The organism is Pilosibacter sp. NGB245 (assembly GCF_057397225.1).
Window position 1 is genome coordinate 133,691 of the sequence record NZ_CM171584.1, and the last position, 26,310, is coordinate 160,000.

Below are 26,310 nucleotides of genomic sequence, written 5' to 3' on the forward strand. Positions count from 1 at the left end.
GATCGGATTCATTTTTCGCTGTCGTTTTGCCTGTATGCGGTATAGAGCAGAGATTTTCACATTCGTTTATATGATGGGGGTTGCAAATGCGGGAGTAGTTCTTGTATACTTAAGAAAAACTGAGCATTGAGACTCATTTTTAGGTCTGTTCTGTATTTTGTGTATTCGGTATATTCTCAGTACGGGATGTACGCTATTAGTTTGGCTTAGTGAGGTGAAAGGACAGAGTGGGCTCAGCGATAAAAATGTACAACAAGAATATTTATATAGAAGGAACGAATTATGGAAATCAAGAAGAACGATAAATTTACAGTGACCATCGAGGACATGGGAGAGGACGGTGCAGGTATCGGCCGCGTGGACGGATATATCTGGTTCGTGAAGGACGCCCTGATCGGGGATACGATCGAGGCGTCAGCCATGAAAATGAAAAAAAATTACGGCTTTGCCCGCCTCGTGCGCGTCATCACCCCGGCAAAAGGCCGCGTGGAGGCGAAATGTCCGGTGGCGAGAGCTTGCGGCGGATGCCAGCTTCAGGAACTGGACTATAAAGAACAGTTAAAATTCAAGGAAAAGAAAGTATACAATCATTTAAAACGCATCGGCGGCATGGAAAACCTGTTCCTGCCGGAAGAGGCGGAACAGGCAGCGGGAGTGCCGGACGCAGTCATCATGGAACCGATCATCGGAATGGAAGACCCGTGGAGATACCGCAACAAAGCGCAGTATCCGATCGGCCGCGGAAAAGACGGAAAACCAACGGCCGGATTCTTTGCCGGACGGACCCACTCCCTGATCCCGGTACCGGAGCTGGACTGCCTGCTTGGCTGCGGAGAAAATAAGGATTATCTGGCGGCAGTGCTGAAATTCATGGAAGATTTTGGTGTGGAACCTTATGATGAGGCAAACCACAAGGGACTTGTGCGCCATGTTCTCTTAAGAAAAGGTTTCGCCAGCGGTGAACATATGGTATGTCTCGTGATCAACGGAAAGAAACTGCCCCATGAGAAAGAGTTTACCGAGCGGATGCGTGAAGTCGGCGCGGACAGTATCTCCCTGTCCTTCAATATGGAAAAGACAAACGTGATCCTGGGAACCGAGATCAAAAATCTCTACGGGCCGGGTTATATCACGGATAAGATCGGAAACATCGAATATCGGATCTCTCCGCTATCGTTCTATCAGGTAAACCCGGTCCAGACAGAACGTCTCTACGGAACAGCACTGGAATTCGCTGATTTAAACGGCGGCGAGACCGTCTGGGATCTTTACTGTGGAATCGGAACGATATCATCCTTCCTTGCACAGAAGGCGGGGAAAGTCTGCGGCGTCGAGATCATCCCGGCGGCCATCGAGGACGCGAGAGAGAATGCGAAGCGCAACGGCCTCGATAACGTAGAATTCTTCGTCGGAAAAGCCGAAGAAGTCCTCCCGGAACAGTACGAAAAGAACCACATCAAAGCCGATGTGATTGTTGTCGATCCGCCAAGAAAGGGATGTGATGAGCTCTGCCTCGAGACGATCGTAAAGATGGCACCGGAGAAGGTCGTTTATGTGAGCTGTGATTCCTCGACGTTGGCAAGAGATGTGAAATATCTCGGGGAGAACGGTTACGCTGTAAAACGCGTCAGAACCGTTGACATGTTCGGAATGTCAGGGCATGTAGAGACGGTAGCATTATTAACTAAAAAAGATATCACGTCTTGCTGACAAGAATTAACTAAAAGTTCAGCGGTTGCAAAATTTGCAACAACGGTAGAGGAAATTGAAAAATCGAAGGGATATAAAATGGAACAGGAATACATTATTCTCCAGATCCAGGAAGATGATTACGGCTGTGAGGAACGCTCTGCAGGGGCAAAGAAAACCGTTCTCGTCCGGCTGAAAGACGCTAAGGAAAGCGAGCGGATGATCCGTCAGGAAGATGACTGGCTTTATGAGCAGGGGATTGATGAAGGTGATCTGGTAGTATTAACGGAGAATCACCTGTATAAGAAAATGGAAGAGAGGTAAATAAAGATGGAATTACAGACAAAACGACTGATTTTAAGACCATGGCAGGAGAGCGATGCAGAGAGCTGCTATGAATGCGCGAAAGACCCGCAGGTCGGTCCATCTGCCGGCTGGCCGGTACACACGAGTGTGGAGAACAGCAGAGAGACGATTAAAAACGTATTGTCGGCCGATGGAACGTATGCGGTCGTATTAAAAGCTTCCGGAAAACCGGTCGGCTGCGCGGGATTAACTGTGGGAGCTGCCAGCAATTTAAAGCTTCCGGAAGATGAAGGTGAGATTGGCTGCTGGCTCGGCGTTCCGTACTGGGGACAGGGAATCATCCCGGAGGCAGTACAGGAGCTGATCCGTTATGGATTTGAGGATCTGGGATTAAAACGGATCTGGTATGCGTTTTTTGATGGGAATGAAAAATCAAAGCGCGTGGCGGAGAAATGCGGATTCAGCTATCATCACACGAATGAAAACCTGGAGTGGAAATTACTGAACAGGACAGTTACAGAGCATGTGTATGTTCTTGACAGGCATAGAAAGTTATCTGGTGCGCAGTAATTCTGAGAGAAATTTGTCAGCTTGCGCTGACAGGAATTAAACGCCAAGCCTTACGTGTGCTCGACTTAAAAGAAAGAAGGAACCCCGAGAATGAAAAAACTTATGATCGCGTCCGACATCCACGGCTCCGCATACTATTGCCGGAAAATGCTGGAGGCATTTGACCGGGAACAGGCAGACCGCCTGTTGCTTTTGGGCGATATTTTGTACCATGGACCGAGAAATGATCTTCCGAAAGAGTATGCGCCGAAGGAAGTCATCAAAATGTTAAATGAGCAGAAAACGAAAATCTTCTGTGTCCGCGGAAACTGCGATACGGAGGTTGACCAGATGGTGCTGGAGTTCCCGATCCTTGCGGATTACGCGGTATTTCCGGCGGCAGACCGCCTGATCTACGCTACTCATGGCCATCACTTTCATATGAACCAGCTCCCGCCTCTCCAGCCGGGAGACATTCTCCTCCACGGCCACACGCACATTCCGGCGTGGGAACCGTTCGGGGATGGAAATCTGTACCTGAATCCGGGTTCCGTGTCGATCCCGAAAGCGGAAAGTGAACATAGCTATATGCTCCTTCAGGATGGGAAAGTGATCTGGAAAACACTGGAAGGAACTGCTTATCATAGTGAATGTTTATAAAAACGTCTCAATGGTCCTTGCATAATAAACCCGAAGATGCTAAAATATCTCCCATAACAATTGAAGAGGCATCCGGTGCTGCTGCCGCCCTGAAGGGGGCGGACAGCAGGTAAAAGGGAAACAGGTGAAAGACCTGTGCGATCTCGTCACTGTGAGCAGGGAATACAAAGCCATGCGCGAACGCGCGGTCACTGAAAAAACGGAGCAGCCTGACAGGACTGTTTTGAAATATTTGGGAAGGCGGCTTTGTGTGATGATCTGTGAGTCAGGAAACCTGCCGGAATGCTGGTACAGGAAGAAAAATTCCAGATCACGAGGCATTGATCGTACCGTTTATATGTCGGCTAATTCCAGCGGACATCTTTTTCTGATGCTTAAGCATTCGGTATTCGAAAAAATTCTCAGATGGAACATCTCCATACTAACTCCGAAATTGTAAAAACAATGAAACTGTTCAGAACTTTCATGATTACGGGCAAAAAATGTATTTCAGATGGCTGAACCAATAGGACTTTTGCTTTAAAACCAATGGGGTTATTACAGTCGGCGCAGCAAGTGCGCAGGCCTGGTGAACAGTTGCAAAAAAACATTATAATCTTTACACAACATGGAGGACAACATGAAGAAGAAACATGTAAGTCTGCTCTTAGCGGCAGCAATGGCGGCATCCGTAATTTCCGGATGCGGAAGCAGCGCGAATAACAGCACGGCTGAGACGACAAAAGCAGAAGGAGCTGCAGCGGAGACAACGGCTGCAGGAGAGACAGAAGCCACAGCAGAGGCAGTGGAAGACATAGAGAAAAACGAGACAGATGAGGTTGTCATCGCGACTCCGCGTGATGCTGTGCAGGGAAGCGGCGATGCGTATTACTGCTGGGAAGGCGCTTATGTATGGGAAGCTCTCACAGCAAACAACGGTGGTGTGATCGATCCGTGGCTTGCAAAATCCTGGGAGCACAACGATGACTGTACCGAGTGGACTTTCAGCCTGCGCGATGACGCATATTTTACAGACGGTGTTCAGTTTAATGCCGATGTGTGCCTGAAAAACATTGAGCGTTGGGGCCATGGGATCAATTCTACATACACAACACTCAGCATCGAAAAATCTCTCCCGAATCTCGACAAGATGGAGAAAGTCGACGACTTCACTGTAAAGTTCACATTTACACAGCCGATCACAACACTTGAGTATGTCCTTTCCGACTATGGCAGCCCGATGTACAGCCCGAACTGCTTCGACGAGGAGACAGGTGTGATCTCCGACTATGCGATCGGAACCGGTCCATATAAGATCGTTGACCATGTGGAGTCCGAGTATGTGACACTTGAGAGAAATGACAACTATTATGGCGAGAACGGCAAGGTAAAGACCTTCAAGATCCGCTGCATCCCGGATGCCGAGACTCGTGTATCCGCGTTAAAATCCGGCGAAGTCATGGGACTTGCAGACAACGGCGCGATCACCATGGATGCTGCAAAGAATCTCTGCGACACAGACTCCAACTTTGAGATGGACAGCACTCCGAGCCATATGACTGAGTACATCATGTTCAACGATAAAAACGAGTACCTTGCGGATAAGCGCATGAGAGAGGCGTTCAACCTTGCGACAGACCGCGACAGCATCTGCAGTGTGATCTACGGAGGACTTTTACAGCCGGCATACTCCTTCTTAAGCACCCAGTCCACCTTCCATCTGGACATCCAGGGAACTTATGATATGGAGAAGGCAAAATCTCTCGCAAAAGAAGTTCTCGGAGACAAGACGGCCGACATGACCATGATCATCCGTTCCAGCACCGCGTCCGATTACAACTGCAAGGCTGTTGCAGAATACTTAAAGCAGGTTTACGCGGGGCTTGGCGTCAACATCAATATTGAGATCGTGGACTCCTCCCTCTACAAAGAGAGACAGCAGGAAGGCACCTACGACATGACACTTACTGTATTCGGTATCAACAATGCGGATCCGACTTCCACATTTAAGCAGTACTTCGCAAGCGAAGGAAACAGCAACACGACATTAAACTACAACTACTACAACGAGAAGATCGATGAACTTGTCGCAAAAGCTCCGACGATCGCTGATGTGAGCGAGCGCAGCAAGATCTATGATGAGATCCAGCAGGAACTCTTCGATGACAGCGCGTGCGTTCCGATCTGCTACCAGATCAACGTAAACATCCACAACAAGGCGATCACACACTATGCAGGAAAGACCTTCGGTGTTGGACTTCCGACAATTTCCTGGGTGAAATAATCAATATGTCACTTTTAAAGTACATCCTGAAAAAAATGCTGATGCTTTTGCCGGTGCTCGTCGGGATCAGTATCATTGCATTTGCACTTGGGATCATGTCACCGGGGGATCCGGTGGACCAGGTGTTAAATCCAAACGGAAACGAATCCTACACGCAGGAAGAATATGATGCCATGGCTGCAAAGATGGGGCTGGACCAGCCTGCCGTCGTCCAGTATTTTAACTGGGTCGACGGCCTGGCTCACGGCGATCTGGGCAGGTCCTTTTTCACGAACAAAAGTGTCATGGACCAGCTCGCAAAGCGGATCCCGATCTCATTGAAGCTTGCGGGTTTCAGCATGATCCTGACCATCGTGTTCGGTGTGGGATTCGGAGTCCTGATGGCGGTGGGAAAAGACCGGCTGCCGGATCATGTGCTGGGAACATTTTCAACGGTTGCATTGTCCGTTCCGGGGTTCTGGATCGCCATTGTCCTGATCTTTATCTTTGCGGAACAGTGGAAGATCCTGCCGAGCAGCGGGATCTCCGACGGCTCCGGCTTTATTCTTCCGGCGGTCACGCTGGCACTCCCGAGCATCGGAGTCTGTGCGAGACTGACAAGGAGCGCGATCCTCGATGAGATAGGAAGACAGTACATGACTGTGGCGGATGCAAAAGGAATGAGCCGCCGCCGCGCAGTGGTCCGCCATGCGTTCGGAAACGCGCTGATCCCGATCATCACCTACCTGGGAACCCATATGGCGGGCATCATCGGCGGCGCCTCGATCGTGGAGACGATCTTTGCAATCCCCGGGATCGGAAGCTACGCGATCGCGGGTGTGCAGTCGAAGGATTACTATGTGGTGCAGGCGTATGTTCTGTTTTCAGGCTGTATCTATGTGCTGACAAACATTCTGATCGACCTGATCTATATCGCACTTGATCCGAAGATCCGGGCGGGAGAGGCGGTGGAATCATGAATAAATTAAAGGAACTCCACCTGTCAGGGAAAGCAAAGACCGGTCTGGTGATCTTATTATTGATCCTTTTGACCAGTGTACTCGCGCCGGTCCTTGCTCCCTATGATCCGCTGGTCTCGAACCTGTCGGAAGCGCTTCAGAAACCGTCTGCCGCGCATCTTTTAGGCACGGATAATATCGGAAGAGATACGCTGAGCCGTGTTCTCTACGGCGGAAGACAGTCGATCCTTCTCGCCCTGGTGGCGACCGTCCTCTCGATGCTGCTCGGTTTTGCACTGGGACTTTTCGCGGGATATTTCGGCGGCTGGATCGACGGGATCATCACGACGATCTCCAGCATTTTCCAGGGACTTCCCGGCTTGACGCTGATGATCGCGGTGGCCGGACTTCTTGGACAGGGCGTGAAGAGCATGCTGATCGCGATCGTGATCAATTCCTGGGTCGGATTTTCCAGGATCGTCCGCGGTGAAGTCATGAAACTGAAACAGGAGAGCTTTATTAAAGGACTGAGAACCATCGGAGCCGGAGACCTCCGGATCCTGTTCCTGCATATTTCTCCGAATATTTTAGGAACTCTGAGCGTCCTTTTTGCCACCAGGATCGCCGGAAATGTGATCTCGGTGGCGTCCATGAGTTATCTTGGTCTGGGACTTCAGCCCCCGACACCGGACTGGGGCGTCATGATCAACGATGCGAGACAGTATTTCCGCCAGGAACCGCTGCTCGTCATCGCTCCGGGACTCTGTATTTTGCTTCTTTCCCTCAGCATCAACCTTCTGGCAGATGAACTGCGTGACCGGCTGGATGTGCGGAAAGATGTGATGAAGACGATGTGATGTCGGAAAGCATGCAAAGAAAGGCAAAATTTCCTCAGCATAGCTGAGCCGGAACAGATTTTTGCCTGTAACTGTGAAAAAACGGAACAGCCAGGAGAGAAGATCAGATGGAAGATAAAAAAGAATGGAAAACAGAAGAAAAAAGTGACATTGAGATCCGCGACCTCTCCGTCACCTTCCAGGACGGCGGCGAGATGATCCATGCCATGGAAGATGTCAGCGCATACTTTCCGTCGGGCAGTGTCACAGGACTCATCGGGGAGAGCGGAAGCGGAAAATCGCTTTTAGGCATGTCCATCCTGGGACTTCTCTCCGGGCAGGCCCGGGTGGAAGGAAGCTGTATGTATAAAGGGATGGATTTGTACCGGCTGCCGGAAAAAGAGATGCAGAAGATCCGTGGAAAAGAGATCGCCCTGATCCCACAGAATCCCACGGAATCCTTAAACCCGATCCGCAGGATCGGAAAACAGCTCACGGAGTGCATGACAGTCCACGGAAATAAGGACAAAGAGCTTGCCGATTCCCGGAGGGATGAGTTTCTCCGCAGATTTGGCTTTTCAGATCCGGACCGGATCAACCGCGCTTACTCATTCCAGCTGAGCGGCGGCATGAACCAGCGAGTGATCTCTGCCATGGGACTCATGAACCGGCCGAAATGGGTCATCGCCGATGAGCCGACAAAAGGTCTGGATGCGATTCTCCGGCGCCAGGTCTACCGGGTCCTGAAAGAGATATCAGAGACGGACACCGAAGGCATGATCGTGATCACCCATGATATTGCCCTGGCAGGGGCATTGTGTGACCGGCTGATGGTGCTCTATAAAGGGAGCATCATGGAAGCCGGGGAGACAAAGACGATCCTTGAACATCCGGCACATCCATACACGAAAGGACTGATCGCATCGCTCCCGGGGAAGGGAATGAACCCGATCGGGCGCGCAGTGAGAAAAAAAGAGGGAAATTCCGGCTGCAGTTTTTACCCGAGATGTGTGCATGCAGTGGACGCATGCAAAAATGGACGGATCCCGGAGGCGGAACTTCCGGACGGAAGGAAAGTGAGGTGCGTCCGGTATGCTTAAAGTCAGCCATATCAGCAAGACATTTACTGGCGGGATCATTAAAAAGACCCGCGTGGAAGCGGTGAAGGACGTGTCTTTTACGGTACAGGACGGGAAAACATTCGGGATCGTAGGAAATTCCGGCTGCGGAAAATCGACGATCGCGAACATGCTCCTGTCACTGATAAAGCCGGACTCCGGAACCATCGAGATTGATGGAACGATCCAGATCATCTTCCAGCATCCGGAGACATCCCTGGATCCTGCAAAAAAGATCGGATACAGCCTGGAAGAGCCGATGATCATCCACAGGATGTATGACAAAGCGGGGAGAAAAGCGCGGGTCAGAGAACTTCTGGATCTGGTAGATCTCGGAGAGGAACTTCTGGACCGCTATCCGCACCAGATCAGCGGAGGTGAGGCGCAGAGGATCATGATCGCCCGGGCACTCTCACTGGATCCGAAGATCCTGATCCTGGATGAACCGACCAGCATGTTAGATGTCTCCGTGCAGGCCCAGGTCATGACACTCTTAAAGGAACTCCAGGAAAAGCTGGGATTGAGCTATCTGTTTATTTCCCATGACCTCGATGTGGTCCGCTGGTTCTGCGATGAGATCGCAGTGATGGAAGAAGGAAAGTTCGTGGAGACAGGGCGGACGGAGGATGTGATCGGACATCCGAAGATGGAGTTCACGAAAAAACTGGTGGAAAATTTTATACTGGAATAAAAGATACGGCGTGGAGAGAAAGTTACAGTAACGAGAGAAATTTCTACGCCGTTTTTTAGGCTGCTTTTTTATTGACATTTCATACTTTCAAGTGATACGATTCCAGCATGATAAAGCAATAAACGGACTTTCTGTTTATTGCGGTACACTTACAACCCAGGAATAAATGGCTTGATCAGGAGGAAATGGATATGCTGAAATTTGATGCGCAGAAATATGATTATCCATCACGAAGAAGTGTTGTGTACGGGAAAAAAGGTATGGTCTGCACGAGCCAGCCTTTGGCGGCCCAGGCGGGACTCGACATCATAAAACGGGGCGGAAACGCAGTTGACGCGGCGATCGCGACAGCAGCGTGCATGACAGTTCTGGAGCCGACGTCCAACGGGATCGGAAGCGACGCCTTCGCCCTGGTCTGGACAAAGGGAGAACTTCACGGGCTGAATGCCAGCGGAAGATCACCTATGGCGATCACTGCAGAAGAAGTGAAAAAACAGGGATACACCGAAATGCCGAAACGAGGCTGGATCCCGGTGATGGTCCCGGGCGCCCCGTCCGCATGGGCGGAACTCTCGGAAAAGTTTGGAAGACTTCCGCTGGAAAAGGTGCTGGAACCGGCGATCACATATGCACGCGAGGGATATCCGGTGAGTCCGGTGACATCAAAAATATGGAACAATGCATACAGAGAGTTTTCAGAAACGCTGACGGAAGAATGTTTCCGGCCATGGTTTGAAACGTTCGCCCCGGACGGACATGCCCCGCAGCCGGGAGAAATCTGGAGGTCGGAAGCTCATGCAAAGACGCTGGAAATGATCGCGCAGACTCATGCAAAAGCGTTTTATCGTGGAGAACTTGCGGATCAGATCGACGAATTTTCAAGAAAAACCGGCGGATATCTCCGGAGATCAGATCTTGAAAATTACTGGTGTGAGTGGGTGAAACCGATCCACATAAATTACAGGGGATATGATGTCTGCGAGATCCCGCCGAACGGAGACGGGATCATTGCGTTGATGGCATTGAATATTTTAAAGGGGTATTCCTTTGCGGAGCGGGACAATGCAGATACCGTGCATAAACAGCTGGAGGCGATGAAACTGGCATTTGCGGACGGAAACCGGTATGTTGCGGACCTGGATTATATGAAAGCACCGGTGGAGACGCTGCTTTCTGATGAATATGCGGACGGAAGACGGGCACTCATCGGAGAACAGGCGCTCACACCGGAGCCAGGCAATCCGTTCCGCGGAGGAACGATCTATCTCTGCACAGCGGACGGGGAAGGCAATATGGTCTCCTACATCCAGAGCAATTACATGGGATTTGGATCCGGGATCGTAATACCTGGAACAGGGATCGCGCTGCAGAACCGCGGGGCGAACTTCACACTGGATGAGACAATGGAAAACTGTCTGGGACCGGGAAAGAAATCTCTGCACACGATCATTCCGGGATTTCTGATGAAGGAAGGAAAAGCAGTTGGACCGTTCGGCGTTATGGGCGGTTTCATGCAGCCGCAGGGCCATGTCCAGGTTATCATGAATACAGTGGACTTCCTGATGAATCCGCAGGATGCGCTCAACGCGCCGAGATGGCAGTGGATCGGTGGAAAGAAGATCCAGGTGGAAAAGACATTCCCGGCCGGGATCGTGGAAGAGCTGAAAAAACGGGGACATGAGATGGAAGTCCTTGAGAGTTCCCTGTCCTTCGGGCGAGGACAGATTATCTGGAGAGATGAAAACGATGTGCTCTGCGGAGCAACCGAACCGCGGGCAGACGGAACGGTGGCAGCGTGGTAGATGATCAAAACCTGTTACAGTGCGCGGGCATAGAGTGCCCGTGTACTGTAACCAAAACCTGGCGGCAATGTGCGGAGAGAAATAAAAAGCAGTTTCCTTTTCAGAGTGAGTGTGGTAAACTCGAGATTAAGTAGATCAGGAACTGCCCGGAAAAGAATACGAAAACTGTGGGAAGGGATCTGACCGCCGGAAATGGGAAAATACAGATCATCCGGAGACAGGAGACCGCAGGGCAGTCTGGTAATGATAATGAATTTGCAGGAGGAAAGCGCAATGAATTTCAATGAAGCAGCGTTAAAGCTCCATGAGGAACATCATGGAAAGATCGAAGTTACGAGCAAGGTTCCGGTAAAGACAAGAGATGACTTAAGCACCGCCTATACACCGGGTGTTGCGGAGCCATGCAGAAAGATCCATGATAATAAGAAAGATGTTTACAAGTACACTGCAAAGGGCAATCTGGTAGCAGTTGTTTCTGATGGAACCGCAGTTTTAGGTCTTGGAAATATCGGACCGGAAGCTGCTATGCCGGTCATGGAAGGAAAGGCAGTCCTCTTTAAAGAGTTCGGCGGCGTTGATGCGTTCCCGATCTGTCTCGATACGACAGACACCGAGGAGATCATCAAGGCAGTGAAATACATTGCTCCGTGCTTCGGCGGCATTAACCTGGAAGATATCGCTTCCCCGAAATGCTTCGAGGTTGAGGCACGTCTGGAGAAAGAGCTTGATATTCCGGTATTCCACGATGACCAGCACGGCACAGCAGTTGTCGTTACAGCGGCTCTCTTAAACGCATTAAAAGTTGTCGGAAAGAAGATTGATGAGATCCATGTTGTATTAAACGGACCGGGATCTGCCGGAACTGCGATCATCAAGATGCTGCTTGCGACAGGCGTGAAAAATATCATCGCCTGCGACGAAAACGGAATCCTCTACAAAGACCGCGGAGTCGGCATCAAAGACCACAAGAAGATGCTCTGCGAGATCACAAACCTTGAGGACAAGCGCGGAACTCTTGCAGACGCTCTCGTCGGAGCGGACGTATTTATCGGCGTGTCCGTAGCAGGTGCACTGAAGCCGGAGATGATCAAGACGATGGCGAAAGACCCGATCGTCTTTGCAATGGCGAACCCGAATCCGGAGATCATGTATGATGAGGCGATGGCAGCAGGCGTAAAGGTAATGGGAACAGGCCGTTCCGACTTCCCGAACCAGATCAACAACGTCCTTGCATTCCCGGGAATCTTCCGCGGCGCATTAGACTGCGGCGCAAGAGATATCAACTACGATATGAAGGTTGCTGCAGCCCAGGCGATCGCTGAGCTTGTAACACCGGACAAACTCTCCGCAGAGTATATCATTCCGGGTGCGCTCGAAGAAGGCGTTGCAGAGCATGTTGCAAAACGTGTTGCTGAGGCGGCTGTAAAATCCGGAGCGATCCGCAAATAATAGATCTCTCTGAAAGATCGGCATATTTCCGGATAAGATCATTGATGGCAAATGACAATTAAAAAATAGTTATGAGAAACACTCCTTCCGCATATACATAAGTGCAGAAGGAGTGTTTTTGATTATGGCAGATTATCGCAGACTGATTTCTTATATTTACGAGTACGAAGGAAAAAAGAAAGGGAAAAATGTGGGATTTGCGAAGCTGGAGGCGCGGAACGGGCAGTGCAGGATCAATGTCAATGTGAAGCGGATCTATATGGGCGGCAATGCCATTGGCGCGTATCTTTTAGGGACAGGCGGTCGTGAGACATTTCTTGGAAACGTTTTTGTGCGCGGCGGAAACGGGGAGTTCCGGGTCAATGTGGACGCGAAGAACGTGGAGGGAAGCGGTACCGGACTTGATACATATTTCGGCCTGTCGGTCCATGATGTAAAGAATTCCTGGCGGTGCTATAAGACGATCTGGGAGGACGCGCTGGCAGCGGAGGAGGGAAATACCGGGGAGAATCCGGTCCTCTCGGTTCCGAAATTTACTGCCCAGATGCTGCCGGAGGCGGAAAAAGGAATGGATACACAGGCGGTTTCCAAGGTGGTAAAAGAGATCGAGGAGGAGATCGCCAGAGAAGAAGAGCGGAGAGAGCAGGAGGAAAAGAGCGTACATGATCCGGGACCGGGGAAAAAAGAGGAAAGCGGAGCCCCGGAGAAGCGGAATATGCATACGGTGGAATCAGACGAGAGAGAAAAGACGGCGCATGCAGCAGAGCTGAGCGGTGCAGAGGGAGACCTAAAGACGGAGAAAGCGCCGGCATATGATGGGAAAGCGGAAGAGGAAGACACTGCGGATCATGAAGTACAGCAGCAGGAAGAACAAAGTGAAGACCGTGGCAGGTTCTACTTGTCGGGGGAAGACGATGAAATCGATGAAAAATCGGATGACACATGCGGAAACGTGGAAGACAGACCGATAGAGCGGAAAATGGAAGAGACTTCCGGGGATGAAGAGGAGAATGATCAGACGGCGAACCTGGATCCGGAGAAAACTTCTGAGTCGGAAACAGAAAAACAACAGGTGGAAACAGCGCAGCAGGAGCAGGGAATACCGCAGGGAACAGACCTGCCGTTTTACATGAAAACTGCTCAAAGAGTACAGCGGCCGAATAGCCAGAAGTTCAGACAAAATCCAGTACAGACTTCCGGTATGACGGCGCAGTCCCCCAAAAGTGCAGCTTCACAGGCAGCACATTCAACTGCCCCCACAGCGCCCATGGTCTCCCCGGAGCTTGAAAATCCGGAGGTTCTGCGTTACTTGCAGGAGACGGAAGATCCTGCGGCCGATCCGGAAAAACTGTGGGAGGAATTTAAAAGGACATACCCGAAGATCCAGCCGTTCGAGTATGAGGACGGCTGCGATATCCTGACGATTCGTCCGCAGGATATCGGAAAACTCCCGAGAGAATGCTGGGTCTATGGAAACAACAGTTTTCTGCTCCACGGCTACTATAATTTCCGCTATCTGATCCTCGTAAAGCTCGGCGGGAACAAAAAGAAATCCCGCTACCTGTTGGGAGTCCCCGGGCACTACTACAGCAGCGAAAAATACATGGCCACCATGTTCGGCTTCCCGAATTTCGTCCTCTCCAGGCGCCAGCCGGTCGGGGACGGGCGGTTTGGGTACTGGTATACGGATCTGAAGATACGGTGAGTTTTAACAGACAGGCTGCTTTGTATTGTCTTTCATATTTATTTATCTTGCCAGAAATAAAAAATAAGGTACAATAAAAAAGGAATGAAAGGCGAGGATCTGGAACCATTTCCTGATCCATGACCATAGACAACATTACCTGAAATTCGGAGAAACATATGAAAAAGATGACAATAGAAGAACACTATATGAAAGAAGCAATCCGCCAGGCAAAAAAGGCGGCGGCTTTAAAAGAAGTGCCGATCGGCTGCGTGATCGTGCATGACGGGAAGATCATCGCGCGGGGATATAACCGGCGGACCGTGGATAAGAACGTGCTGGCCCACGCGGAGATCATCGCGATGCGGAAGGCCTGCCGGATCATCGGGGACTGGCGGCTTGAGGACTGTACGATGTATGTGACGCTGGAACCATGTCCGATGTGTGCCGGTGCGATCGTCCAGGCGCGGATCCCGAAAGTCGTGATCGGCTGCATGAACCCGAAGGCAGGCTGCGCCGGATCCGTGCTCGACATGCTGCATGAAGACGGATTTAACCACCAGGTGGAGACGGAAGTCGGACTTTGCGGGGATGAATGCTCTCAGATGCTGAAGGATTTCTTTAAAGCACTGCGGGAAGAAGGAAAACGTAAGAAGCTGGAGCAGGCGGAGAAAGAAACCTCAGAAAATGCATAAAAGACAAACGGAGAATCGGTTTTTGCCGTGAAACCGAAAAATGCCAGTGGATGGTTCTGCAGGCAGAAAAGTTGCAATAGAATTACTTATAATAAAAGACCGCTGCCAGATCTGATATGATAGATACCCGGAATTCCGGACACATATCAGATAAGATCTGGCGACGGTCTTTTCTGTCTCCATATAATCACAGAAAACTGGCAATGGAAGCGTTTACATGCATGTTACGCACTGAATTTCTTCGGCCGGTACCGGATATCCGAAACCTTATATATCGTGATAAACGCCTCCGGATCACTGGAACTGATATAGTTCATGAGCGCCTGGTATTCGCGCTTATCGACGATCGTGATGATCTCGTTGTGCTTCTCAAAATTGTAAGCACCGGTGGCTTCATAGATCGTGGCCCCGCTATGCAGGTTGTCGATGATGAACTTGCGGAGTTCTTCTTCCTTTTTAGTGATAATGCAGACACGTCTCTTGACGTTCTGATCGAAAATAAAGTAGTCGAGGACGATCCCGTTCACATATGTACCGAGGACACTGAGCACGACCGTCTTTTTGTCGTAAACCAGTGCGGAGGAGAGCGCCACGCACATGCCGGAGAGGGACATGGCCTTTCCGAGATCCATGTGCAGATATTTATTCATGATCTTCGCAACGATATCAAGTCCGCCGGATGATGCGTTCATGTTAAAGAGCATCGCAAGCCCGACGCTGACGACGAGGACGTAACAGATAACATCCAGTTCCTGGCTCCCGGTGAGAGAGGTGAAATTTGGGAAGATCTTCTCAAAAATTCCCAGAAATACCGGCAGCATGACGCTTGTATACACGGTCTTTGCTCCGAACTCTTTTCCACAGAGAATAAACCCGATGATCAGTAAAATGACATTGAAGGCCATCGTGATCACGGAGAGCGGAAGCGGAATAAAGTGGGTCAATACGATCCCGAGACCGGAGATACTGCTGATCGAGGTGTGGCTCGGCACCAGAAAAAAGTAGACTGCGATGGCCGTGATCGCATCAGCCAGGGTCATGACAAGCACTTCTTTGATAAACCCCTTGTTGTTCATGATGATAAATCCTTTCCTGCAGAGACATTTGCGTTACCGTGTACAGCATCAGGCAGGATTTCCTGTTTGGAAATTCGCTGCTGTCCGCGGGAAACAATCATTTTGCCTCACCAGTATATACCGGACGGACATGGAATGCAAGAGAAAGTGGTGAAGTGTGAATAGAGTAAAAGGGCGCTGCGCACCGCACAAAATGCCTGGAAATGGACAGGGAAAGTTAAGAAAGTTTATATATAGAAGTAATAACTGTATGGTAAGATGAAATAAATCCGGAGGATGCACATGAGATTTGGCAGAGACGACTTCCCGGCAATCCCGGGCGGTGCAAACGGATAAATGGTCTTTCTGATCAATGAACCTCATGGGCAGAAAATTTCGGAATGGAAGATTCCATATGACACAGTTATGATCACAGATCCTGTTAATTCGGAAACGGAGAAAAAGTATGAAAAATAAAAAGAAGATCCTGGCGGCTGCAGGAATTCTGGTGCTTGCGGGAGTTGCCGCAGTGTGTTATATCCAGAATAGAGATAAAAAGGAGGCAGCATCTATCGGAATCATCGGCGGAGCAGACGGACCAACGAAGATCTTTCTGGCCGGGAAAATCGGTTCTCCTGACGAAGAAAAAAAAGCGGCTGTTTTGGACCTTGAAACCGCGAAAAAGCAGTCCTATGGGGATGTCGTGGAACTTGACTATGTGAGCAAAGACAAAATCTCTTTGCATGGTTCCTTCGGATACATTTCATTTAATATCAATAGTTCCGATGACCCTGCGACGCTGGAGCCGGCTGCAGCCTACACGCTGGAGGAAGCGGGACCGATCGTAACCCAGGGCGATGATTACACGGAGGTTGTCGGAGATGCGGATGGCTGCGTGGTGGCACCGAAAGTATACACGAAGGAAAAGAACCCGATGTACCTTTACTCTGACACTTATGGGGATGTGACGGAAGTTCCGGAAGAAGTCTGCAAAGTGTTTCGGGAAGATAAGGAAAAAGGTGCTTTCAAGGATGCATATCTGGCGGATGACCGGTTAAATGAGATGGCTGCGGATCTTTATAAGGAATACGGCAGCAGGCTGCTGTACGGTCCGGTGGAAATCCCGGAGTACGACAGTGAAGTTTACGGATTTCTGGCAGCCGACGGCGATAACCTGGAAGATATCTGGTACGGGATCTGGCATGCACCGTTAGAGAACCAGACATTCCCGATCACAAAAATGCCGCTGTTCAAATAAGCAGATGAATACGATTTAGTGAAATCAGGGAAGAAATTTGCAGATAGTTCACTGTCACCGGGGGATTTCGCAACTTGACAAAATGCCCCCGTCCATGTATACTTAACTGGTCCGCACAGCCGGGGAGATAGCGGTGCCCTGTACCTGCAATCCGCTACAGCAGGGGTGATGTTCTGCCGCGGGTACTTCCTTGTGAAGCTGCCCCTGGTAAGCGGCGCTGACGTTTTGGTCTCGCGCAATGGGACTCTCTGAACCATGTCAGGGCAGGAATGCAGCAGCATTAAGGAGAACCTTCCATGTGCCGCGAGGGAGCCGGGACCGAGCTGGCTGCCAGGGTAACGTTTATGAGACGTATTCAAAGCAGAGCGTGCGGATAAAAAAGAAATCTTAAGAGGTGACAGTGAATGAGAAAGAAATTTCTGCTATTGCTGGCGCTTCTTTTTTTATTGGCCGGGGTGATCTTTGTCCTGCCCGCAGTGCGGGATCATGTTCCGGATCAAACAAAAGAGAGTGCCGCGGAAGAGACAGAACCGTCAACAACCGAGTCGGAACCGCCGACAGAGACGGAAACGGAATCGGAGACTGGGACAGAAACCGAGGAGCCGACCGAAGAGGAGACGGAAGGTCCCGGAGATCCGGTGGACCGGGAAAAGATCGAGACGCATCTGATCATCGCGTCTGACACCCACTACATGTCACCGTCGTTGACGGATTATGGCGTAGCATTTGACCAGCTTGTAAACAGCAGTGATGGAAAAGTGATCCGCTATCAGCCACAGTTATGGCAGGCGCTTGAATCGGAAGTTCTTGAGGCACATCCGGATGCCCTGATCCTGAGCGGCGACCTGAGTTTAAACGGAGAAAAGGCAAACCACCTGGAATTTGCGGAAAAACTCCGGAAGATCAAAGACGCAGGGATCCCGGTCTATGTGATCCCCGGAAATCACGATATCAACAAGCCGAATGCCGGAGAATACTTCGGGGATCAGAGAACGGATGTGGAAAGCGTGACGTCGGAAGAATTCCGGGAGATTTACGGAGATTTCGGATACAATGAGGCAAAGAGCGAAGCACCGGATTCCCTGAGTTATCTGGTGGAACTGAATGATACCACCTGGCTCATGATGCTTGATACGACGGTCTGCGAGCCGGAAAATGAGGTGTACGGTGAGATTAAAGAGGGAACGCTGGAATGGATGGAAGAATGCCTGAAAGAGGCGTATGCCGAAGGAATCACCGTGATCCCGGTTGGACACCACAATCTCCAGCGCCTGAGCCGTGTCTATGTGGAGGAATGCGTGATCGAGAACTGTGACGAGGTCCGGGAACTCTTTGAACGTTATCTGACGCCTGTGTACTTCAGCGGCCATCTCCACACACAGAAGGTCATGAAACACCTGACAGAGCCGGGAATGGGCTCAGACACTTACGGAATCTGGGAGATCGTGAGCAATTCCCTGATCCTGCCGCCATGTCAGTACGGGACTGTAACGTTAAACACGGACGGCAGCATCGATTATCTCGCAAAGACCGTGGATGTTTCCACCTGGGCGGCCGCAAACGGGGAGACGGATCCGAACCTTCTTGAGTTCTCAGCCTATGCAGCGGATTATCTGCAGACGGTCATCAAGAATCAGATCTTTAAAACCCTGGAGGATGTGCCGAAAGAATTAAAAGAAGTTATGGCGGACTTTTATACGGATATCTACAAGGATTACTATGCCGGAGTGCCGATCAGTTATTCGGAGAAGAAAAACGAGTTCGGATACGGCCTCTGGGTCCGCTACATGGATCCGAGCGTTGAGTTCCGCCAGCTCGACGGAATGATGCGCGACACGATGTCGGCAAATAACCATGCCGAGATCCCGAATCCGGTCCGTTTGAAACGCCCGGAACAATAAAAAAGAGAGGACGCACCGTCTGCCGGTCTGCATGAGGACCTTATTTTTGTCCATAATATGTGTTACAGTACACGGACACTCTATGCCCGCGCACTGTAACACGATTTTGCCGATGCTTCGCATTCCGAATCGGCAAAATCTGCTGCCACAACTGCATTGTACGGAATTTTCAGTTCAGAAAATTCCTACCGTGTACAGTAACTAATATGCCTAGAAAAGAGAGAGGAGACAAGTTTTTCTTGCCCGTCTCTTTTCTTTGTATTATAATCTTATCTTGGATACATGCATTCACATTTCGACTGAAAGAAATCGGAGAAAGGACAAGACGATGAAGAGAGTTGGATTCCTTACGAGCGGCGGCGACTGCCAGGCATTAAACGCAACGATGCGCGGAGTCGCAAAAGGTCTGTATCAGATCTACAAAGATGAAGTGGAAATTATCGGATTTGAAGATGGATATAAAGGTCTGATGTATGCAAATTATCAGATGATGAAACAATCAGATTTTTCAGGCGTCCTCACAAAAGGCGGAACGATGCTCGGCACTTCCAGACAGCCGTTCAAGCTGATGCGTGTACCGGACGAGAACGGACTCGACAAGGTGGAGCTCATGAAGCACACCTACTATAAATTGAAGTTGGACGCTTTAGTCGTCCTCGGCGGAAACGGAAGCCAGAAAACGGCAAATCTCTTAAGCCAGGAAGGACTCAACGTGATCGGACTTCCGAAGACCATCGATAACGATCTCTGGGGAACGGATATGACGTTCGGATTCCAGAGCGCTGTGGATATCGCGACGAATGCGATCGACTGTATCCACACGACCGCGTCCTCCCACGGACGTGTCTTCATCGTGGAAATCATGGGACATAAAGTCGGCTGGCTCACACTTCATGCAGGCATCGCCGGCGGAGCGGATATCATCCTGATCCCGGAGATCCCGTATGACTTAAATAAAGTCGTAAAGAAGATCAAAGAGCGGACGAAGAACGGAAGCCGTTTCTCGATCCTTGCGGTGGCTGAGGGTGCGATCTCAAAAGAACAGGCAGCTCTTTCCAAGAAGGAGTATAAGAAGTATCTGGAGGAACGCGCAACGAAATACCAGTCCGTCGCGTATGAGATCGGCGCGAAGATCCAGGAGATGACAGGACAGGAGATCCGTGTGACCGTTCCGGGCCATATGCAGCGCGGCGGCACTCCGGTCCCGTATGACCGCGTTCTCTCCACAAGGATCGGCGCTCATGCCGCCGACATGATCAAAAATAATGAATTCGGCAAGCTGGTCGTTGTAAAAAACAATGTGATCACGGATATCCCGCTGGCAGAATCTGCCGGCAAACTGAAATATGTGGATCCGCAGTCCGATATTGTAAAAGAAGCGAAGCTTATCGGAATCAGTTTCGGAGACTGATAGAACATGTCATATCAAGCGTTATACAGGAAATGGCGTCCGCAGGTCTTTGCGGATGTAAAAGGCCAGGACCATATCGTTAAAACTTTACAGAATCAGATCGGTTCCGGCAGGATCGGGCATGCGTATCTGTTCTGCGGAACCCGCGGAACCGGTAAGACAACGGTGGCGAAGATCCTGGCCAGGGCGGTAAACTGTGAACATCCGGTGGACGGAAGTCCCTGTGGAGAATGCCCGAGCTGCAGGCAGATCGCGGCGGGAACCTCGTTAAACGTGGTGGAGATCGATGCTGCGTCCAACAATGGCGTTGAGAACATCCGTGAGATCCGTGAGCAGGTCCAGTACCCGCCGACGGAGGGAAAATATCGCGTATACATCATCGATGAGGTTCATATGCTCTCAACAGGCGCGTTCAACGCCTTGTTAAAGACACTGGAGGAGCCGCCGTCCTATGTAATCTTTATCCTGGCGACCACAGAGGTCCACAAGATCCCGATCACGGTGCTTTCCAGATGCCAGCGGTATGATTTCCGGCGCATTACGCTGGATACGATCACGGCCCGGTTAAAAGAACTTACGGAAGCGGAAAACATGCCGGTGGAGGATAAAGCGCTCCGCTATGTGGCAAAAGCCGGAGACGGCTCCATGCGAGACGCTCTAAGTCTCCTGGACCAGTGCGCGGCGTTCCACTTCGGCGAGACGCTGACGTATGAACATGTGCTGGATGTCCTCGGCGCTGTCGACAACAGCGTATTCCGGGATCTGTTCCATGCGATCCGGGAGAACCGGACGAAGGACTGTATCCTGAAGCTTGAGGAGATGGTAGTCCAGGGCCGGGAACTTTCCCAGTTTGTCGTGGATTTCATCTGGTTTCTCCGAAATCTGCTCCTGTTAAAGACGGCGGATGATGCGGAAGACCTTCTGGATATGTCGGAGGACAATCTGGCACAGATGCGGGAAGACGCGGCGCTTGTGGACGAGAATACTCTGATGAGATATATCCGCGTGTTCTCGGAGCTCTCCAACCAGATCCGTTTCGCAAACCAGAAACGCGTGCTCATCGAGCTTGCATTCATCAAGCTCACCAAGCCGGAGATGGAGCAGAACATGGATTCCATCCTGGAGCGCCTGGAAAAGCTGGAGCGCATGGTGGAGGAAGGGATCCCTGCGATGCCCGCAGGCGGCTATGTTCCCGCGCAGAATGCCGGGATCGCCGGTGATCCGATGATGGGAGCCGCGCAGATTTCACCGCAGATGTATGCACAGCCTGCTTACGACGGTGCCGGAGCACCGGGAAATGGCGCGGGACTGGCAGGTCAGCCAGCGCAGAATCCGGCGGGAATGCAGAATCCCCCGGCTTCCGGTCAGACTTATGAGCCGAGGACTGTATCACTGCCGAAAGCCCAGCTGGAGGATCTCAACATGATCCGGAATGAGTGGGGCAAGATCGTCCGCGACATGGGTATGTCCATCCGCCCGAGTTTCCGGGAAACTGTAGTGGAACCGGCGGGCGACAGCTGTCTCTGCATCGTGTTCAATGATCCGATGAATTTTGCCATCGGAAGCCGTCCGAGCGTCCTCGGTGATCTGGAAAGGTATGTGGAGCAGAAATACGGAAAATCCCTGTATTTTAAATCCCGCATGCGGGAAAACGGGGAACGGATGGATACCCGCTATATCAGCGATGATGAGCTGAGAGAAAACATCCATATGGATATTACAATCGAAGATTAGCCGCAGTGATAAAAGCTGCGATTAATATAAACACAGATTCAACTTGAAACCTGTGAACCGGTCATACCTATATGGGCAATGTCCGGTCAGCGTTGACGGAAGGACTCAAAAAGCTTTTTTGAGCCTGAACATCATTTATAAAAAACTAAGAATATCAGGAGGAAGTACACCATGGCAAGACGTGGCGGTTTTCCGGGCGGTATGCCCGGCAATATGACAAATCTTATGAAACAGGCGCAGAGAATGCAGCGCCAGATGGAAGAGAAGACAAAAGAGCTTGAGGAGAAGCAGTACACAGCAACAGCAGGCGGTGGAGCTGTATCCGTTACCGTATCCGGCAAGAAGGAAGTTGTCGCTGTAAAGATCTCCCCGGAGGCAGTAGATCCGGATGATGTTGAGATGCTCGAGGATCTTATCGTTGCTGCGACAAATGAGGCGTTCCACCAGATGGAGGCTGAGTCCAGCGCAGTGATGTCCGAGCTCACAGGCGGTCTCGGAAACCTGGGAGGACTTTCCTTCTAAATTATGGATTACTACAGCAGTCAGATATCAAAATTGATAGAGGAGCTGTCGAAACTGCCGGGAATCGGAAATAAGACGGCCCAGCGTCTGGCATTCCACATCATCAACATGCCGGAGGAACAGGTGGAACGGCTCTCGAACTCGATCCGGGATGCGAAACACAATGTTCATTACTGCAAGGAGTGCTTCACCCTGACGGACCAGGAACTCTGCCCGATCTGCCGGAGCCAGACCAGAGACCACAGCGTGATCATGGTCGTGGAGAACCCGCGTGATCTGGCGGCATACGAAAAAACGGGAAAATTCGACGGGGTGTACCATGTGCTCCACGGCGCGATCTCCCCGATGCTTGGGATCGGACCGGGAGATATCAAATTAAAAGAACTGATGACGCGTCTTCAGACGGAAGAAGTGAAGGAAGTCATTATCGCCACAAACTCAAGTCTTGAGGGCGAGACGACGGCAATGTACATAAGCAAACTGATCAAGCCGACAGGGATCAAGGTGACGAGGATCGCCAGCGGTGTTCCGGTCGGCGGAGATCTGGAATATATTGATGAAGTCACACTTCTCCGGGCGTTGGAAGGCCGGGTGGAATTATAAAACCGGCAGCAGATGGCTGTTCCGGTTTCAGGAGATGCGAAAGAAATGGATAAATACGAGTTTAATATTAAAGTCGAGCAGATCAAAAAGATGGTCAGCCGCGGAGATTACGGAACTGCGATGAAGATCGCGGATACCATCGACTGGCACCGTGTCCGCAACGCGAGCCTACTGTCCATGATCGCTCAGATCTATGAGAAAAATGAGGAGTACCAGGAGGCGAAGGATATTCTGCTCCTGGCTTTCGAGCGCGCACCGGTCGGTAAGCGCCTGCTCTATAAACTGGCGGATCTCGCCTTAAAGGACGGAAGTACGGCTGAAGCAGAGGCGTACTACAGAGAATTCTGCGATCTCGCACAGGATGATCCGCGCCAGTACCTGCTCCGCTACAAGATCTTAAAGGCGAAAAAGGCACCGGTGGATCAGCTGATCCGTGCGCTGGAGGTGTATACTTCATCCGAGGTGGATGAGAAATGGCTGTATGAGCTGGCAGAGCTCTACCACAAAGCAGGGATCGAGGACAAGTGTGTTGCCACATGTGACCGCATCATGCTCTTATTCGGTCTCGGCAAATATGTGGACAAGGCGATGGATCTGAAACTTCAGTATGCACCGTTGAACAAATATCAGATGGACCTTGTGGAGAACAGGGAGAAATACGAGGCAAAACTGCGCGCTGTTGAGGAAGAATACAGCGGAAATGCCCCGGAACAGGATGACTACGAGGAGGAAACTCCAGACACGGATGTCTCAAGAGAGGTTGCCCTGCAGATCCATGAGGATGCCCAGACAAAGAAGCTGGCAGACGAGATGTCCAGACTTTCCGAGGAAGAGGGACGGACGGCTGTTGTCGAGGAAGACAACGACATGGACGCGACAAGAACCATTGCAGATCTCAGTGCGATCCGCCGGGGAAGACAGGAAGCTGCGGAAGATGCGCAGGGAACGGAAGAACCGGAGCACACGATCCCGACAGAGGAAGAGCGTGAGATCGAGCGCCAGAAACTGGCGATCCGCGCCGCAAAAGAGCGGGAAGAGATGGAAGAGGAAGCGCTCCGCCGTGCGGAGGAAGAGCGGGAAGCTGCGAGACGCGAGGAAGAAGAACGCCGTGCGAAAAAACAGGCGGAGATCGACAGAGAGCGCGCACGCAGAAACCAGGTCCGCAATATTCCGGCTCCGGAAGAGGATGACGACGAGGAAGATCTGGAACTGGAATCCCTGGATGATATGCTCGATACCAACAACCTGATGATCGAGGCGGAGACGGACGCGGAAGGTCTTTCCATGGCTGTTGAATCCTTAAAGGAGATCCACCGCGAGCTCGGGATCAAGAACCCGGTTGCAAAGATCAGCAGTGAGAAATTAAATAAGCGCGGGATCAGCGCAGTTGCTGACATGCTCGCAGGGAAAGATCTGATCATCCAGCATGCGGCAGGTCTTACTGATGCTGTCCAGAATGAACTGGATGACCTGATGGAAAAAGACCGCTCCGGCATGATCGTTGTCCTGATCGATACCCCGGAGAACCTTGAGGCGCTCCATGCCCACAATACCTCTCTCGCAAGTAAATTCCAGTACATCGGAAGCGATGAGGAAGCGGCTGAACAGAAAAAAGCGGAAGCAGAAATGGAAGCTGCTCTGAAACGTTCCACAGAAAAACAGGAACAGATCGCCCGCGATGTGGTAAGTGCGGAGCAGGAGATGGAAGAGGAGCTGGAACAGAAACCGGAGGAAGAGGAAGCTTACACTCTGACACCGGAACCGGAAACACAGACGGAGCCGGAGGAAGAACCGGAGCTGCCGGCGGCTGAAGAAACAGAAGAACCGGAAACAGACGCTTACGAGGAAGAAGAGCCGGAAGAGGAACCGGAGGAAGAGGAATATATCCCGCCGAAGAAGACAGGAATATTTGGAAAGTCCAAAGAAGCTCCGAAGAAGCCGGCTGCAGACAAAGAAAAGCCGAAGACTCCGGTGAAAGCGGAAGCTGCAGAGGAGGTTGTTCCGGAAGACTATGACGATAAGGAAGAGATGGATCCGGACGAATTCGCCCAGTATGCTTGCAAATATGCATCAGAGATTGACTGCAGCATCACAGGAAAGAGTCTTCTTGCCCTATATGAGCGCATCGAGATGATGGAAGAGGATGAAGTCCGCCTGACAAAGGCAGCGGCTGTCGATCTGATCGAGGAAGCTGCTGATAAGGCAGAGAAAAAGTCTCTCGGAAAGAAGATCGCAGGACTCTTCTCCCCGACATATACAAAAGAAGGCCTTCTGATCCTTCATGAAAAAGACTTCTTCGACTAAACGATAAAAAGTACAGATGTGAAGGCTGAAAGGCTGAAAAATGAATATGCGCACCATGTGATCATTGCGTTTGCAGTGGGATGGTGCGCAAATTTTTCACCAACAGATACGAACTTATGTTTGCTGAGAGGGATACGATTACTACCCATGAGAACTGCCGGATAAGAAGATCACCTGCCGGAAAATGACGGCGGCGGGCGGAGCTTAAAAAGATATCTTGTGGGCAGACTATGATGACAGGAGAATATTATGGAGATCAGACTGATCGCGGCGGATATGGATGGAACGCTGCTTGACGATGAAAAGAAGATCCCGGAAGAAAATCTGCGCGTTTTCCGGGAATGTGCGGCGCGTGGGATCGAGATCGTCCCGGCGACCGGCCGCACGATGCGCGGACTGCCGGATGAACTCCGAAATCTGCCGGGTGTACATTATGCGATCCTCACAAACGGGGCACAGGTGGTAGATCTCGCAAAAAATGAGATTATCGACTCCTGCCGGATCCCGGTGGCGCTGGCGGAAAAGATCATGATGATGGCGCGGACGAGCCCGGATGAGATCATGTATGATGTATACATTGGCGGGATCGGATATACGATGCCGGAATTTTATAATGATATATATAAATATGTATCATCGGAAGGTCTGGCGGAGCTTGTGCGGAGAACCAGGGATTCGGTTCCGGACAACATTGCATATTTGAAAGAACGCGGACAGGACGCGGATAAGATCAACATGTTCTTTTGCGATATGGATGCCAGAAAGAGGATGCGTGAGGAACTTTCAAAGATCCCGGGGATCCTTGTCTCTTCATCGATTCCAAATAACCTCGAGATCAACGC

21 protein-coding genes, 1 other RNA gene, 1 pseudogene and 1 riboswitch (1 of these 24 running past the window's edge) are annotated in these 26,310 nt (G+C 50.9%); of the genes and pseudogenes, 22 read left to right on the top strand and 1 reads right to left on the bottom strand.

All coding sequences use genetic code 11. From position 1 onward, the window contains the following. Positions 1-282 precede the first annotated feature (282 nt). From rlmD to tadA, 13 genes are all read left to right on the top strand, one after another. Positions 283-1,710, top strand: coding sequence for a 23S rRNA (uracil(1939)-C(5))-methyltransferase RlmD (gene rlmD, locus ACXMYH_RS00590; protein ID WP_486555292.1), 1,428 nt, complete (start codon positions 283-285; stop codon positions 1,708-1,710). Positions 1,711-1,788: 78 nt separating this feature from the next. Beyond that, a complete protein-coding gene (locus ACXMYH_RS00595) occupies positions 1,789-2,013 on the top strand; it encodes a hypothetical protein (protein WP_117469992.1) in 225 nt (74 codons plus the stop codon). A gap of 6 nt (positions 2,014-2,019) precedes the next feature. Further along, entirely contained in the window at positions 2,020-2,565 is a 546-nt protein-coding gene (locus ACXMYH_RS00600) for a GNAT family N-acetyltransferase (RefSeq protein WP_486555293.1), read from the top strand. Between the two features lie 90 nt (positions 2,566-2,655). After that, positions 2,656-3,204, top strand: coding sequence for a phosphodiesterase (gene yfcE, locus ACXMYH_RS00605; protein ID WP_486555294.1), 549 nt, complete (start codon positions 2,656-2,658; stop codon positions 3,202-3,204). Between the two features lie 56 nt (positions 3,205-3,260). Further along, positions 3,261-3,500: riboswitch (cobalamin riboswitch) on the top strand. A 323-nt stretch (positions 3,501-3,823) separates the two neighbouring features. Next, positions 3,824-5,467 (top strand): ABC transporter substrate-binding protein, encoded by a 1,644-nt coding sequence (locus ACXMYH_RS00610; RefSeq protein ID WP_486555295.1) that lies wholly within the window; start codon positions 3,824-3,826, stop codon positions 5,465-5,467. 5 nt (positions 5,468-5,472) lie between these two features. Next, positions 5,473-6,426, top strand: a complete 954-nt coding sequence (locus ACXMYH_RS00615; RefSeq protein WP_118298207.1) for an ABC transporter permease — start codon at positions 5,473-5,475, stop codon at positions 6,424-6,426. After that, positions 6,423-7,262: an ABC transporter permease gene (locus tag ACXMYH_RS00620; RefSeq protein ID WP_118532249.1), complete on the top strand. Its 840-nt coding sequence runs from the start codon at positions 6,423-6,425 to the stop codon at positions 7,260-7,262. Before ACXMYH_RS00615 ends, ACXMYH_RS00620 begins: the two co-directional genes overlap by 4 nt. Before the next feature lie 107 nt (positions 7,263-7,369). Further along, positions 7,370-8,341: an ABC transporter ATP-binding protein gene (locus ACXMYH_RS00625; RefSeq protein ID WP_118532251.1), complete on the top strand. Its 972-nt coding sequence runs from the start codon at positions 7,370-7,372 to the stop codon at positions 8,339-8,341. Then, positions 8,334-9,050 carry an ABC transporter ATP-binding protein gene (locus tag ACXMYH_RS00630; RefSeq protein ID WP_118532253.1) on the top strand — a complete coding sequence of 239 codons (717 nt, stop codon included), beginning with the start codon at positions 8,334-8,336 and terminating at the stop codon, positions 9,048-9,050. The genes ACXMYH_RS00625 and ACXMYH_RS00630 overlap by 8 nt, the downstream gene beginning before the upstream one ends. Positions 9,051-9,244: 194 nt before the next feature. After that, positions 9,245-10,852: a gamma-glutamyltransferase family protein gene (locus ACXMYH_RS00635; protein WP_486555843.1), complete on the top strand. Its 1,608-nt coding sequence runs from the start codon at positions 9,245-9,247 to the stop codon at positions 10,850-10,852. A gap of 273 nt (positions 10,853-11,125) precedes the next feature. Continuing rightward, positions 11,126-12,301 (top strand): NAD(P)-dependent malic enzyme, encoded by a 1,176-nt coding sequence (locus ACXMYH_RS00640; protein ID WP_118532259.1) that lies wholly within the window; start codon positions 11,126-11,128, stop codon positions 12,299-12,301. A gap of 124 nt (positions 12,302-12,425) precedes the next feature. Beyond that, on the top strand, positions 12,426-14,006 hold the full coding sequence (locus ACXMYH_RS00645; protein WP_405578824.1) for a DUF6128 domain-containing protein: 1,581 nt from the start codon (positions 12,426-12,428) through the stop codon (positions 14,004-14,006). A gap of 158 nt (positions 14,007-14,164) precedes the next feature. Then, positions 14,165-14,680 carry a tRNA adenosine(34) deaminase TadA gene (gene tadA / locus ACXMYH_RS00650; protein ID WP_405578821.1) on the top strand — a complete coding sequence of 172 codons (516 nt, stop codon included), beginning with the start codon at positions 14,165-14,167 and terminating at the stop codon, positions 14,678-14,680. A 224-nt stretch (positions 14,681-14,904) separates the two neighbouring features. On the opposite strand, the gene ACXMYH_RS00655 is transcribed toward tadA, so the two are convergent. Further along, a complete protein-coding gene (locus ACXMYH_RS00655; protein ID WP_486555296.1) occupies positions 14,905-15,756 on the bottom strand; it encodes a YitT family protein in 852 nt (283 codons plus the stop codon). A 445-nt stretch (positions 15,757-16,201) separates the two neighbouring features. Here ACXMYH_RS00655 and ACXMYH_RS00660 point away from each other — a divergent pair. The 9 genes and pseudogenes from ACXMYH_RS00660 to ACXMYH_RS00700 all read left to right on the top strand — a co-directional run. Then, positions 16,202-16,366, top strand: a pseudogene (locus ACXMYH_RS00660) (sodium ion-translocating decarboxylase subunit beta); the annotation flags it as partial. Between the two features lie 738 nt (positions 16,367-17,104). Next, positions 17,105-17,366: signal recognition particle sRNA large type (gene ffs / locus ACXMYH_RS00665), an RNA gene on the top strand. Between the two features lie 31 nt (positions 17,367-17,397). Beyond that, complete coding sequence (locus ACXMYH_RS00670; protein WP_486555297.1) at positions 17,398-18,894, top strand: metallophosphoesterase; 1,497 nt, start codon at positions 17,398-17,400, stop codon at positions 18,892-18,894. Between the two features lie 328 nt (positions 18,895-19,222). Beyond that, the gene (locus tag ACXMYH_RS00675; protein WP_118532281.1) at positions 19,223-20,305 is read left to right on the top strand and encodes a 6-phosphofructokinase; all 1,083 of its coding nucleotides are present in this window, start codon (positions 19,223-19,225) and stop codon (positions 20,303-20,305) included. A gap of 6 nt (positions 20,306-20,311) precedes the next feature. After that, positions 20,312-22,039: a DNA polymerase III subunit gamma/tau gene (dnaX, locus tag ACXMYH_RS00680; protein WP_486555298.1), complete on the top strand. Its 1,728-nt coding sequence runs from the start codon at positions 20,312-20,314 to the stop codon at positions 22,037-22,039. Positions 22,040-22,210: 171 nt separating this feature from the next. After that, positions 22,211-22,561: a YbaB/EbfC family nucleoid-associated protein gene (locus ACXMYH_RS00685; protein ID WP_021903984.1), complete on the top strand. Its 351-nt coding sequence runs from the start codon at positions 22,211-22,213 to the stop codon at positions 22,559-22,561. Positions 22,562-22,564: 3 nt separating this feature from the next. Then, on the top strand, positions 22,565-23,164 hold the full coding sequence (gene recR / locus ACXMYH_RS00690; protein ID WP_118298196.1) for a recombination mediator RecR: 600 nt from the start codon (positions 22,565-22,567) through the stop codon (positions 23,162-23,164). A 45-nt stretch (positions 23,165-23,209) separates the two neighbouring features. Then, positions 23,210-25,468: a tetratricopeptide repeat protein gene (locus ACXMYH_RS00695; RefSeq protein WP_405578811.1), complete on the top strand. Its 2,259-nt coding sequence runs from the start codon at positions 23,210-23,212 to the stop codon at positions 25,466-25,468. A gap of 249 nt (positions 25,469-25,717) precedes the next feature. Then, a protein-coding gene (locus tag ACXMYH_RS00700) for an HAD family hydrolase (protein WP_118651041.1) crosses the window boundary here: on the top strand, positions 25,718-26,310 show its 5' portion. 241 nt of this gene lie beyond the right edge of the window; only the first 593 of its 834 coding nucleotides appear in the window; its start codon is at positions 25,718-25,720; its stop codon lies beyond the right edge, outside the window.